The organism is Limnobacter olei (genome assembly GCF_029087225.1).
Classification (GTDB): domain Bacteria; phylum Pseudomonadota; class Gammaproteobacteria; order Burkholderiales; family Burkholderiaceae_B; genus Limnobacter; species Limnobacter olei.
The window spans coordinates 165886-179016 of sequence record NZ_JARFJD010000007.1; the positions used below are offsets into that span (position 1 = coordinate 165886).

The 13131-nt window shown below is 49.8% G+C and carries 12 protein-coding genes; 3 read left to right on the forward strand and 9 right to left on the reverse strand.

Annotated elements, in window-relative coordinates:
• Positions 1-66 precede the first annotated feature (66 nt).
• The gene (serS, locus tag PY990_RS05905) at positions 67-1356 is read left to right on the forward strand and encodes a serine--tRNA ligase (protein ID WP_275270832.1); all 1290 of its coding nucleotides are present in this window, start codon (positions 67-69) and stop codon (positions 1354-1356) included.
• 20 nt (positions 1357-1376) lie between these two features.
• Here the strand turns inward: serS and PY990_RS05910 are convergent, their stop codons facing one another.
• The 3 genes from PY990_RS05910 to PY990_RS05920 form a co-directional block, all read right to left on the reverse strand.
• Entirely contained in the window at positions 1377-2693 is a 1317-nt protein-coding gene (locus PY990_RS05910; protein ID WP_275270833.1) for an MFS transporter, read from the reverse strand.
• Between the two features lie 80 nt (positions 2694-2773).
• Positions 2774-3343, reverse strand: a complete 570-nt coding sequence (locus PY990_RS05915) for a hypothetical protein (protein WP_105029140.1) — start codon at positions 3341-3343, stop codon at positions 2774-2776.
• A 210-nt stretch (positions 3344-3553) separates the two neighbouring features.
• Entirely contained in the window at positions 3554-3946 is a 393-nt protein-coding gene (locus PY990_RS05920; protein WP_171099137.1) for a GIY-YIG nuclease family protein, read from the reverse strand.
• A 228-nt stretch (positions 3947-4174) separates the two neighbouring features.
• Here PY990_RS05920 and PY990_RS05925 point away from each other — a divergent pair, with 228 nt between their 5' ends.
• Positions 4175-4900, forward strand: a complete 726-nt coding sequence (locus PY990_RS05925; protein WP_105029138.1) for an NYN domain-containing protein — start codon at positions 4175-4177, stop codon at positions 4898-4900.
• A 57-nt stretch (positions 4901-4957) separates the two neighbouring features.
• On the opposite strand, the gene PY990_RS05930 is transcribed toward PY990_RS05925, so the two are convergent.
• Both PY990_RS05930 and PY990_RS05935 read right to left on the reverse strand, forming a co-directional pair.
• Complete coding sequence (locus PY990_RS05930) at positions 4958-6637, reverse strand: AMP-dependent synthetase/ligase (RefSeq protein ID WP_275270834.1); 1680 nt, start codon at positions 6635-6637, stop codon at positions 4958-4960.
• Positions 6638-6713: 76 nt separating this feature from the next.
• Entirely contained in the window at positions 6714-7358 is a 645-nt protein-coding gene (locus tag PY990_RS05935) for a glutathione binding-like protein (RefSeq protein ID WP_275270835.1), read from the reverse strand.
• 122 nt (positions 7359-7480) lie between these two features.
• Between PY990_RS05935 and PY990_RS05940 the strand changes: the two genes are divergently transcribed.
• Positions 7481-9082, forward strand: a complete 1602-nt coding sequence (locus PY990_RS05940; protein WP_275270836.1) for a hypothetical protein — start codon at positions 7481-7483, stop codon at positions 9080-9082.
• Between the two features lie 15 nt (positions 9083-9097).
• Here PY990_RS05940 and PY990_RS05945 read toward each other — a convergent pair whose 3' ends face one another.
• From PY990_RS05945 to dapD, 4 genes are read right to left on the reverse strand one after another with little or no spacing between them, the layout of a single operon-like run.
• The gene (locus PY990_RS05945; protein ID WP_275270837.1) at positions 9098-11011 is read right to left on the reverse strand and encodes an ABC-F family ATP-binding cassette domain-containing protein; all 1914 of its coding nucleotides are present in this window, start codon (positions 11009-11011) and stop codon (positions 9098-9100) included.
• A 9-nt stretch (positions 11012-11020) separates the two neighbouring features.
• Positions 11021-11935: a 50S ribosomal protein L3 N(5)-glutamine methyltransferase gene (gene prmB, locus PY990_RS05950; RefSeq protein ID WP_275270838.1), complete on the reverse strand. Its 915-nt coding sequence runs from the start codon at positions 11933-11935 to the stop codon at positions 11021-11023.
• Positions 11932-12276, reverse strand: coding sequence for an ArsC/Spx/MgsR family protein (locus PY990_RS05955; RefSeq protein ID WP_275270839.1), 345 nt, complete (start codon positions 12274-12276; stop codon positions 11932-11934). Before PY990_RS05955 ends, prmB begins: the two co-directional genes overlap by 4 nt.
• A 16-nt stretch (positions 12277-12292) precedes the next feature.
• Positions 12293-13123, reverse strand: a complete 831-nt coding sequence (gene dapD, locus PY990_RS05960) for a 2,3,4,5-tetrahydropyridine-2,6-dicarboxylate N-succinyltransferase (protein WP_275270840.1) — start codon at positions 13121-13123, stop codon at positions 12293-12295.
• Positions 13124-13131 lie beyond the last annotated feature (8 nt).

Genomic DNA, 13131 nt, shown 5'->3' on the forward strand with positions numbered 1-13131 from the left:
CTCACTGGGCATGAAGTTTTAGTACCATCACCGCTATCCACTCCAACTGCATTCCGAGAAATTTTCATGTTAGACATTCAATTGCTTCGCAAAGACTTGACCAATGTGGCCGAAAAACTGGCCCAACGTGGCTACAGCCTCGACATTGCGCAGTTCAATGCGCTGGAAGGCAAACGCAAGCAACTACAAACCAGCACCGAAGAGCTGCAAGCCAAGCGCAACAGCATGTCCAAGCAAATTGGTCAGCTGAAAGCCAAGGGTGAAGATGTTTCTGCCGTGATGGAGGAAGTGGCCGGCCTTGGTGATGAATTGAAACGCAATGAAACCGAGTTGAGTGCTTTGCAAGAAGAGGTCAACGCATTTTTGTTGAACATTCCAAACCTGCCGCATGAATCAGTGCCCGCAGGTAAATCTGAGGAAGACAACGTTGAACTTCGCCGCTGGGGTACCCCAGCCCAGTTTGATTTCCAGGTGAAAGACCATGTGGATTTGGGCGAGAAACTTGGCCTTGATTTTGAAACGGCTGCCAATTTGTCAGGTTCACGTTTTGCCGTGTTAAAGGGGCAAATCGCCAAACTGCATCGGGCATTGGCGCAGTTCATGCTCGATACCCACACCGAGCAACATGGCTACACCGAACACTACACACCCTACATCGTTCGTGGCGAAACCCTGAAAGGCACTGGACAGCTTCCGAAGTTTGCTGATGACCTGTTTTCAGTCAAGAAAGGCGGAGAAGAGGGAACTTCTGAACCTTTGTACCTGATTCCGACCGCCGAAGTTACCTTGACCAACCTGGTGGCTGACCAAATGTTGAAAGCAGGCGATTTGCCCATCAAAATGACCGCACATTCACCCTGTTTCCGCTCCGAGGCGGGTAGCTATGGCCGTGACACCCGTGGTCTGATTCGCCAGCACCAATTCGACAAAGTAGAAATGGTGCGCATTGAGAACCCGGAAAACTCCTATGCGGCACTGGATGAAATGACCCAGCACGCGGAAAATATTCTGCAAAAGCTGGGGCTTCCTTACCGGGTTATCGTTCTGTGCACTGGTGATATGGGCTTTGGCTCTAGCCGCACGCACGACATTGAAGTGTGGTTGCCTGCCCAAAATACTTACCGTGAAATTTCGTCTTGTTCAAACTGTGAAAGCTTCCAGGCGCGTCGCATGAAAGCCCGCTTTAAAAACGAGGCAGGTAAAACCGAGTTTGTGCATACTTTAAATGGTTCAGGCTTGGCGGTTGGGCGTACCTTGGTGGCGGTGCTTGAGAATTATCAACAAGCCGACGGCTCGGTAAAGGTGCCTGAAGTTCTTCAGCCCTACATGGGCGGAAAAGCTGTACTTCAGCCATAAAATTGCCCAACTTTTGGCTTTCAGGCCTGTTGTGCCGGCAGAAGCAGGGGGCACAGCACGCAGGCCAGTGCAGACAGCACGCTAAAGGTCCACAACATGGCATGTGTGTTTTGCCCAGCCAGCAGGCTGACCACCGCCCCCACAATCAAGATTAGAAACCCGATCGCCGTGTTGCTGACAGCCACATAAGCAGAGCGGGTTTCTGCAGTGGCCATGTCCACAAGCAGGGTTTTTCTACCCAAACGCACACCCGCCAGGCACACCGAAGTCAGGAAATAAGCACCGGTAAACAGCACCAAGGCGCTGAATTCAATTTCAAATTTCAAAACCAGCAGTACAGCAATGCCTACCGCGGCGTTGATTGCACTGGCGATTGCCATCAAGGTGCGGCTTGAATAATCGGCCAAACGTCCCCACAAATAGCCCGACGCGGTATTGGCCAGACCAGAAACGATCAAAAACAGGCCGATCAAAGCGGCGTTGCCCAGGGCGTCCTGGGCGAGAATAATCAGCATGGGTGCGCCCAGCGACACGCTCAATAACAGGGTGCGAACAATCACGAAATTGCGAAAAGGTTTGTCATCTTTCAACAAACGAAGCGATTTCAAAGCCTCAATGCCCGCATTGCCGCCGCCTGTGGTTGCGCCTGGCTCTTCCCGGATCGCCCAAATCGCGAAAGAAGCGACAATCCAGCACAGCCCAGCAATGCCAAAAAGACTGGCTAGGATCAATTCATTGTTTTTGATTTGGTTGTAGAAACCCAGATTGAGCCCCAAGAGCAAGGTAAACAGCCCCGAGACGCTCGTGGCCAGGCCCATAAGCGTGCCGCGCCGCGATTTCGAGACGGTTTTTCCCAGTACGTCTTTGGCTGCAACTGAACATATACCCCGTGCAAAACTGAATACCAACAGGGCGGCAAACACCAGCCAACTCGCATTTTCTGCCTTCAAATCAAGGAATAACGCAAACCCGCATGCCCATAGGGCAAAGCCGCTGAGCAAGCCTCCGAACAACCAAACATACTTTCTCAGTGCTATGGCCCTTATTTTTGCGGCTATAAACAGCTGTGGAAGCAGCACACCCGACTCGCGAATGGGCACGGCCAAAGACACTAGCAGCATGGGCGCTCCCAGCAGGCCAAGAACCCATGGAAACACCAAGCGTGCACTGGCTATTTCGTCAGCCAATTTGGTGAAAAAGTTGCCAAGCAAGTGCAGAAAAAAATTGACGGGTTGGTGTTTGCAGGATTCATCAGGAATATCCTTGCAAACGCGTGCGTCTTCGTCGCCTGTGATCAGGTCGTAGAGGGCTGTAGTGGCAGGTTTGGCTTTTTGCATCGGGATACTTTATCAACTAAAAAGGCACCCGAAGGTGCCTTTCCGATCAAACACTGGCTGTTGATTGCCAAGCGAGCAGTTTACTGCGCGCCAACTGTTGCCTTGATGGCTGCGATGAACTTCTCGCTTTGCGCTATGTTGCTGACTGTCGCTTCAAGACCGTGGCGGGCAGAGGCCAGGCGGATAAAGCGCTCCATGCGGCGGGTTTCGTGTTTGTTCCAGCGAACAGTGAATGACACAACACGGTTGTCGTCAATCCAGACATTGCTGGGTTTCAGGAACATGAAATCGCCCAAAGCTACTTTGGGCAAGCCAACTTGACCGCTCGCGTCCACGCCGGTGAACTGAACCAGCAGTGGGGTGCCATTTTGAAGCCAACTGTTGTTTTCAATAGCATCACAGAAGATGGAACAGGTTGACCAGGTAAGTCCGCTGTAGCGAACCATAAATGCCAGTCTGGATTCCTCGAAATTATCTGTTACATCTGAACCCACTGCAGCCAAATCTTCAGGTTTTACTTTAAGCGCCAGGAGTTCTTGCTCAAGTGTACTGTAAGCAATGCTAGAACGAATTTGATCCGGAATAGGCTTAACCTGTAACCAGTGGAACAGGCAATAAGACCGAGTCAAACGCTCTGCAATTGAACTCATGATGAACTCCTGAAAAACATGCTGCAACGTTATTGGTACTGGGCTCGGAGTTTTTCAGATTCATACCGAGGCTCTAACCAAATTCCCTTGACTTCACAAACAATCAACAATCGAAAACCATGCTGATTTGTGTGTCAGTTACAAGAGAAGGTTCAATTATTGTTAACGCTGAACCCGGAAATTGGAATACCAATTTCCCAAATAATTTGCTCACGCTGCTTTTTCCTGATCTTTCGCAGGTGCTCCTATTCTTTTAACTGAATATTCATTCAAAAATTGGGGTAGCAAATTGTCCCAATCGGGGTTTAAGGACTCAATCAGCAACAAGCGCATGTCGCGTGGCCAGTTCCGCACTCGGCGAAGTCGGGCCACAAATTTGTCATGGTCAGTCCAGACTTCGAAGTAAACAAGGCGATCAAGTCGATGGTAGTGTGCATAATCACGGCGAAGCCCCTGCAGGTGTTCGTCCATGCGCGTGGCAAGACAGTTGGTATCCCCCAGGTAAAGGGGGCCATTGGGTTTGTTGTTCGACAAAATATAAAGCCAGTATTTGTCTTGCTTTCTGGCGGTGTCGTTCAAGCTACTGTCCGTGTTCTTGCTCAATTCATCCTCCGCACCATTGGGGCTTTAGGGCAATAAGTGGTTGTAAGCACAATACTTATTGATTGTATGTGTATTGCTTATTTTGCTGTGCAAGTTTCTCCCTCTTAATGGGTGCTGCCATCGCTATTTTTGACGGATATTCGGTGGTACTATATCCGTGGACAATTATTTCCTGATGCCAAAATAATTTTGGCGGTCTGATTATTTATATATTTATCAAAGGCTTATATGCTTACAGCTATCCTGGTGGATGGTCCGTTCTTCATTCGCAGAATTCGCCAAATTTTCCCAAGTTCAGTCCACCATGACGCAAAAGTCATGGCCGATCTGGTGTGGCGTTTATCAGCCGCTCATTTATTTGAACGCAATCAGCCTAAGCGCCACTTGTTCCGCATTTTTTTCTACGACACGCCCGTGTTTACGCAACGTGTAACCTTGCCGGTTTCCAGACAACAAATTGATTTGTCAAAATCCAAAGAAGGGCAATTCCGGGTGGCGTTTCAGCGTCAATTGCAAAGAAAACGGAAATTGGCTGTGAAGCTGGGCGAAGCGCGCGAAGCAGATACCTGGAAACTGAATGAGGATGCCCTAGCTGATTTGCTTGGCAAACGCATTACCGTAGACGACCTGGCCGATGAGGACTTCACCCCCGATTCCCACCCCAAGGGGATTGAATTAAGAATGGGTGTAGACCTAGCTACCCTGGCCTACAAACGACAGGTTCAGCAGGTGGTCTTGCTGACCGGAGATGGTGCTTTTTCAAGTGCGGCAGAATTGTTGCGTCACGAGGGCGTTGATGTAGTGCTCGATCCGATGTGGCAAAACATTTCTGAAGATCTGTTTTCCTACATTGATGGGCTGCGCTCGACCTGCCCCCCACCAGACAGGGCAGCAGATTTCCTGGCCCGAATTGGATCCGATACTTACGATCACGACGATTTGCCCGCAGAATAAAAAAAGCCCACGTCAAAGTGGGCTTTTTTCAGCACCCGGCGAGGTGCATTACATCAATCAATCCCCCATGCCTTCTGCGTAAAGGTCGTTGATTCGATCCTTGAACGCCTCAATCACCTTCACGCGTTTTACCTTGAGGGTTGGCGTTAAAAGACCATTGTCAACCGTCCAGGGTTCTTTGGTGGTGATAATGCGGCGCACGCGGATATAACGCGGCAAATGCTGCAAACGCTCATTGGCCCTTTTGATCAGTTCTTTTTCATTGGAGTTGGCAGTGACCGCAATCATGCCAATGAAAGGTCGCCCCTCGCCGATCAATACAATTTGCTCGAACACATCGTCACCAATGATGGCCATTTCTGCATCCTGCGGGGAAAACTTTTCGCCGTTGGACAACACCATGATGTCTTTGATTCGACCCCGAATATAAATTCGTTTGTCCTTGATTTCAGCCACATCTCCCGTGTGCAGCCAACCGTCTGAATCGATCGCTGTTTTTGTGGCCTCATCGTTTTGCCAATACCCCAACATGATGTTGGGACCACGTGCCAGCAATTCGTCATTTTCACCCAGCATGACCTCCACATTGGGCAGAGCAGGGCCCACAGATTCGGGCACATTACCTTCGGGACGGTTGACCGAGATGACCGGGCAAGCCTCAGTCATGCCGTAGCCGTGAAGAATGGGAAGCCCCATGGCGATAAACGCCTTTGCAATTGTGCTGTCCAGTGCCGCACCACCCACAACGGCCAAACGCAAGCGGCCACCGAGTCTTTCCAGAATAGGTTGAGCCACTTTGGCGCGCAGAAGAGGGAGTTGAAAGTGATCGACAATGCCACCTTTGCCCTGTTCCATCCGCCAGCCCACATCCACCAGCTTTTCGAATGCCTTTCGCTTGAAGCGAGAGTCTTTGACAGAGGCTTGAATTCGGCCGTAAAACTTTTCAAAAATGCGCGGTACAGCAAACAGAACCGTGGGTGCCTGTGTTGCCAGGTCTTCTGGCAATTGGTTTATACCACGCGCGTAAATCACTTTTGCACCCACACGCAGGGGCAGGTAATAACCGCCAGTGCGCTCGAACATGTGCGACATGGGCAAAAATGACAAAAATACGTCTTCCGGCTTTGCAATGTCCAATTGGAAACAGCTATCTACGTTGGCGATCACGTTTTTGTGCGACAACATCACTCCCTTAGGGCGACCCGATGTGCCCGAGGTGTAGCAAATTGTGGCCAGCGTGTTTTGCTCAAGATCAAGCAGTTCGAAAGGCTCCAGCTTTTTATCCAGGCTTTTCAGCACATGAACCGCATTTTCCACGCCATCGGCTTCTTTTTCGATGTCTGATTTGATCGACAACACGCGAACGTCTTTTAGATTCTCTTTCAACAGGTTGCGGGCAATGCGGTCATTTTCAACAACCACTGCGCGCGATCCGGAATCCTGAATGCAATAGGCAATGTTGCTGGCGTTGTCATCCACATACAGCGGCACTGAAACAAGGCCCATGGCCACTGCACCCTGGTCAAACGCCACCCAGTGAACACTGTTCTTCAGGCAAATGGCAACCCTGTCGCCGGGCTGTAAGCCCATGGATCTGAAAAAAGCCTGCCAGGAACGTGCAAGATCGATCATTTCCCGGGCTTTGAAATCAACCCACTCGTTGTCGATGAACTGACGGTACAACACGCGATTGGGGGTGTCGTCATGTTGAAACAAGAATGTGGCGATGTTCGCCATAAGGAGGTCTCCCAAATTTCTGTTTTTATAAAATTGACCGTAGTGTACTGAACAGTTTAAGGATTGATAAGAACACTCATTCTAGATTTACATTCAAGGCCTTGATAACCGCAGGTCGGGCACTTAGTTCTTCATACCATTTGTGCACTGCAGGATAATCACTTAGTTCTATTCCCTGGCGTTGCCAGCGATAAACCCAAGGATACAAAGCCATATCGGCAATGGAATAGTTTTCCCCTGCGATGTAAGGAAATTCGTTGAGCTGTTTGTTGATAACCTCATAGAGCCTTTTGGCCTCATTGGTGTATCGATTGATAGCATATTCAATCGGTTCAGGCGCGTAAATCCGAAAATGATGTGCCTGCCCCAGCATCGGACCAACGCCACCCATTTGAAACATCAGCCATTGAATGATCGATAGGCGTTCCCGGTGACTATTACCGAAAAACTTGCCGGTTTTCTCGGCCAAGTAAATCAGAATGGCACCGCTTTCAAACAATTCCAGTGGTTTTCCGTCAGGGCCATGCGGGTCAATAATCGCCGGTATTTTGTTGTTGGGGCTGAATTTCAAAAACTCGGGCTTGAATTGATCGCCCTTGCCAATATCAACCGCAACAGGTTTCCATTGAAGTCCCATTTCCTCGCAGGCAATGTGGATTTTGTAGCCATTGGGAGTTGTCCAAGTGTAGACCTGAATCGGTTCATTTTGCGCAGTATTCAATCAACGCTCTCCAGTGATGCAAATGGGCTAACACGTTCGTGCTAGGTCATTTCAAGGATACCTCACTGAATGTGGTCATGCGTATGCTTACGCTAACAGGAACAATTGAACCGAGAGTAGAGATGCCGATTTTCTGGACACAAGCCGCTCGAATAATTCACCTTTCGGTGTTTTCGATTCTCTGTGCTTTATTGACGCTGTTTCCCCTGCCGGGGCTCAGCCTTGAAATTTCCACACCAGTGGGAATGCAGCAAATTGGTCAAATCCTGAATCTGAAAAGTACGCTCAGCAACATGCCAGAAGGAGCTGAATCGCAATTGCGATCCACATGCCTGAAGGCTCGAATATATGCTTCGGGAAATAATCCGGGCAGTTATGAAAGTACCCTCTCGCGAGAGGTACTGGTGAATTTTGACCCAACGATTCGCCGAGGAGGCTTGCTTGAATTCAAGTCGGTAGCACCTGTTGAGGACGCAGTGGTTGAAATGGAGTTGGTGTCGGAGTGCCCATTGATCGTGTTCAGTACAAAATGGACATTGCTGTTGAAACAGGGTGGGGTTGAACAGGGCAATCCGATTAATGTAAACACTACTGGCAAAGAATCTGCTTTTGACCCTGAAGGTTCTTCGTTGTTGGCCAATTCCAGAAAAGCACCAGTACCACAGCTTGACAGCAAGCCAGCATGGATGACTCAAGATGAGCGACATGAAATAAAGCCTCAGCAAGCATTGAGCGAGACTCCCGCGGTTGTTTTAACGACACCAGAAAATGATGAGGCGGCAAGTAACAATGAAGTTGTGAAGGTGGCATCGCTTAATACAGATTTGTTTGGTGCCGGGCTCATTGAAAGCCGAAGGGAAACCAGCGATATAACTGGCGGGCTGGGTCTGAATGAATACACTGGGGAAACAGTTGCGAACCGTAACCTACAAGAGTGGCTGCTGCCGGTATCGTTGACTGCAGCGGTTCTATTGATGATTACTTTGTTACTTTATCGACGACATTCAGCTCAAAAAGCAAACATGCAGTTGGGGGTTAATGAGTACGGTCACGATGATCGTCGTGCCAATAATTCACAGCCGATGGATGTGGCGACCATCAGCCGAGAACACGTTATGGCGTTTTCAGGAGAGCCTGCATCGATATCTGTGGGTAGCCATCGGGTGTTGGAGTCTTTGATTGGAAATGATGAACAAGACTTTGACGCCGACCTGAATTCGTCTGTCCATAACATGAACACCGGTTTGATCGACCCCGTGTATCGATCGTCTCTAAAAATCAGTCTTGAGTTGATCAATCGGGCCGACATTCCCAGCTGGAAATTACCTGCATCTTATCTGGGTTTGGTCGAGTCGCGGAACAAATCACTGGAGCTGCACAGAACGATCGATGCTTTGTTGTTGCGAAGTCAAATTGGCTTGATTGAATTGGCTTTTCAGGACGCCAAACAGGGCCAGTTGACCCCGGCGCAGTCTTCATTGGAACTGCTGGAGCAGGTACTTGGCAATGAGTTACATGACACAGAGTTCAGACCAACGCTTTGCGTGCCCGATGTGGTCAAAAGTCATGTGCGCGCAAAAATGTGCGAGATCGCGGGCGCCGATAAGCGCCAGTTACTCCGTGAAAACCTTGTGAACTTGAACAGCCAGGTGCTTAGCCCCGCACTTTGCTTTAATTCAAATGCATGGCGCGAATTCTTGAGTGAGGAAGGTATTCTAGATTAGCCATCACATTGCTGTTCACGACACGCTTAGGGACTCTTCCAGTTGCTCAATCTCAAGCATCAGTTCCAGCAACTCAGTTTCCGCGTTCTCTAGGCGAGCGGCGATCAAGTTGCGCTCATGGTGCAGTTCCGTGGCTTTTTTCGAATCGTCGGGTTTGCTGTAGTCGCATTTGGCCAAAGCTTGATCAAGTTTGGCCATTTTAGGTTGATCAGTCTCAATTAGCTTTTCAAGTTTTTTAACCTGATTGCCCAATTGTTTGATTCGTTGGCTCACAGCTTGCCTGTCTATGGGTGCTGCCACAACTGCGACAGGTTTGTTGTTCGAATTGCCTTGTTTTGCATTGCGATTTTCCGCACTGGTTTCTTTGCGCAGCAGCTCCGCATAGTCATCCAGGTCGCCGTCAAATTCGGTCACGGCACCTTGGTGAACGCGCCAAAAGCGATCAGTAATAGATTCCAGCAAATGCCGGTCGTGAGAAACCATCACCAGGGCTCCTTCAAATTCCAGAAGGCTGCTGGCCAAGGCTTGGCGAGTCGCAATGTCCAGATGGTTTGTGGGTTCATCCAGCAATAGCAGGTTGGGGCGTTTGTAGGCTAAAAGGGCCAAAGCCAAACGCGACTTTTCACCGCCCGAAAAACTGCCAACCAATTGACGAACTTTGTCGTCTCTAAAGTGATAGCGTGCCAAGAATTCACGCGCTTTTTGCTCGGAAATTTGCCGCTCAAGACGTGACATGTGCTGCAAGGGTGTGGCGTTCATGTCAAGCGATTCAATTTGGTCTTGCGCGAAGTACCCGTAAACCAGTCCTTTGCCCTCAACCCGCTCACCGCCCAACATGTTGAGCTCGCCCACCAATGTTTTAACCAAGGTGGTTTTGCCGTTGCCGTTGGCACCCAACAGACCGATACGGTCGCCAGGGCGAAGTTCAAGACTGATACTTTTTAGAATGGGCGTTGCACCTTCATATCCACAATCGCTTCGATTCAACACCACCAAAGGGTCTGGACTTTTGTGGGGTTCCATAAACGGAATTGCCACATGGGGTTCTACTTGCAAAGTTTCAATCAACTTGATCTTTTCAAGTCGCTTTACCCGGCTTTGTGCTTGTTTGGCCTTGCTGGCTTTGGCCTTGAAACGATCCACAAATTTTTGCAGCTTTTCCATTTCACCGGCAGCCTTTTTGTTGGCTTGGCTAACCTGGTCTGCACGCTCGGCAAAAGCACGCTCAAACGCCGAATAGCCACCCGTGTATTTGGTCAGTTTTTCGCTGTTCAGGTGCACGGTGTGGGTACACACCTCGTCTAGAAAATCACGGTCATGTGAAACCAGAATAACCGTACTGTTGACTTGCTTGATCCACTGCTCCAGCCACACCACCGCTTCGATGTCCAGATGGTTGGTGGGTTCGTCCAACAAAATAAGGTCGGCCCTTGAGCCTAGCACTTTGGCAAGGTTCAAGCGCATTTTCCAGCCGCCAGAAAACTCGCCAACTTTGCGTTGAAGGTCTTCTGTTTTAAACCCCAAGCCGTGAAGAATGGTGGCCACACGCGCTTCAGCAGTGTAGCCATCCAGGTTCTCAAGTTCTTCATACAAGTGGCCAAGTTGCTCCATGTCGCCGCTTTCTTCAACGGCATGAATTTTTTGGCGCACTTCGTGCAAGGCCCGGTCACCTTCCAGGGCGAAATCAATCACGCTGAGGTGGTTGGCTGTTACTTCTTGATCAATCCAGGAAAGTCGCCACACCTTCGGCAGGTCGATACTGCCCTGATCAATGTGAAGCTCGCCGAGAAGGGCACTTAGAAAACTGGATTTACCAGCGCCATTGTGACCAATAAGCCCCACTTTTTCACCGGGAAACAGAGTGAGTTCAGCATTGGTTAAAATAGGCTTGCTGCCCCGCGCAATGCTGAGGTTGTTGATTTGAATCATTGAATGGGTTTAGACCAAGTCTTCTTTGTTGAGCAAAAACACCTGTTCGTCACCTGCCGAGGTTTCAAGCCAAATGGGATTTAAATGTGGAAAGGCTGCTTCGAAATGCAGTTTTTCATTGCCAAGCTCAACCACCAGAAAACCGCCGTCTTTCAGGTGTTTGGGGGCTTGTTCAAGAATATCCTGAATCAGATCCATACCGCTGTCGCCACCGGCCAAAGCCATGCGTGGCTCATGCAGATACTCTGGGGGTAGCTTTTTCATGGAGGCCTCATTGACATAAGGCGGATTGGTCAAGATGAAATCGTATTGCTTGCCATTCAGGTTTGAAAACAAATCAGATTCAATGGCATGAACACGCCGCTTCATCTCATGCAGTTGTATGTTCTCGCGCGCGACACTCAAGGCCTCAGTCGACAAATCGACGGCATCAACCTGCGCATTTTCAAACACGTATGCAGCCAGAATCGCAAGGCAACCTGAGCCTGTGCACATGTCCAGAATCTCGAATGGCATTTCAGGGGCATTTACCCAGGGCGTTAACTGGTCGGCCAGCAGTTCGGCGATGAAGGAGCGCGGGATGATGACCCGTTCGTCGACCTTGAAGGCGTGTCCTTGCAACCAGGCCTCGCCAGTGATGTAACTGGCCGGCTTGCGATCAGCTACACGTTGGGTAATAAAACGTGTCAGTCGATTGGCTTCTTGAATGGTGACACGTGCGTCCCAAAACGGCCCGACGTCGCCAATCGGCAAACTGAGCGCTGACTGCACCATATAAATGGCTTCATCAAATGCGTTGCTTGAGCCATGGCCAAAAAACACCTGGCCACGGCGCATTTCGCTGACATAAAACCGCACCCAGTCGCGAACGGTGTGTAGTTCTTTGGGGTCGACTGCAATGTGTGCGGTGTAATCCTGATTCATGAATTGCCTTGGCTGAAATCGGTTTGCCCAATGGTGAGTACGCCGTTTAATTCGACGACCGGGCGTTTAATAATGCTGGGGTATTCCAACAGAAGGGCTTTTGCACCCTCGGGTGACTGGGCTTTGCCTTGCAGGCTTTCGTCCAGACCACGCCAAGTGGTGCCTTTGCGATTGATGACTTTATCCAACCCGAAGGTACTGATCCATTCGTCGAGCAGCAATGCGGGTACACCATGTTTTTTGAAATCATGGAAAACAATTTCCACATCATTCGATTTCAGGGATGCAATCGCTTTTTTTACGCTGTCGCAGTTCGGAATTCCATATACCTTGGCTGTCATTCTGTCGGGTGCTCCTTTACTCTGCGTTGCGCAGCAATTCATTGATGCCAGTTTTCGCACGTGTTTTTGCATCAACACGCTTGACGATCACCGCGCAGTACAGACTGTACTTGCCACAAGCGCTTGGCAGTGAACCGCTGACCACAACCGAGCCGGCTGGAATTCGGCCGTAAGTCACTTCACCTGTTTCGCGGTTGTAAATTTTTGTACTCTGCCCAATGTAAACACCCATGGAAATCACAGAGTTTTCTTCAACGATTACGCCTTCCACTACCTCAGAACGTGCGCCAATAAAACAGTTGTCTTCGATGATTGTGGGGTTCGCCTGTAGAGGTTCCAACACGCCACCAATGCCTACGCCACCGCTCAAATGGACGTTTTTACCGATTTGTGCGCATGAACCCACAGTGGCCCAAGTGTCCACCATCGTGCCTTCGTCGACATACGCACCAATGTTCACGTAGCTGGGCATCAGCACGACATTTTTGGCAATGAAACTGCCACGGCGGGCCACGGCAGGCGGTACTACACGGAATCCACCTTTCTTGAAGTCTTCTTCGGTGTAATCGACAAACTTCGTGGGCACCTTGTCATAAAACTGGGTGAAGCCACCGGCAGCCATGGGCTTGTTGTCTTCCAGGCGGAAAGAAAGCAGCACGGCTTTCTTGATCCACTGGTGGGTAACCCACTCACCACTTTCTTTGGAGCAAACACGCAGTTCACCTGTATTCAGTTTTTCCAGTACGTCGCCAACAGCAGCACGAACATCGGCTGGCGCTGAGGATGGAGAAATGTCTGCACGGTTTTCCCAGGCGGCTTCGATAATGGATTGATGATTTGTTGTCATGGTGATTT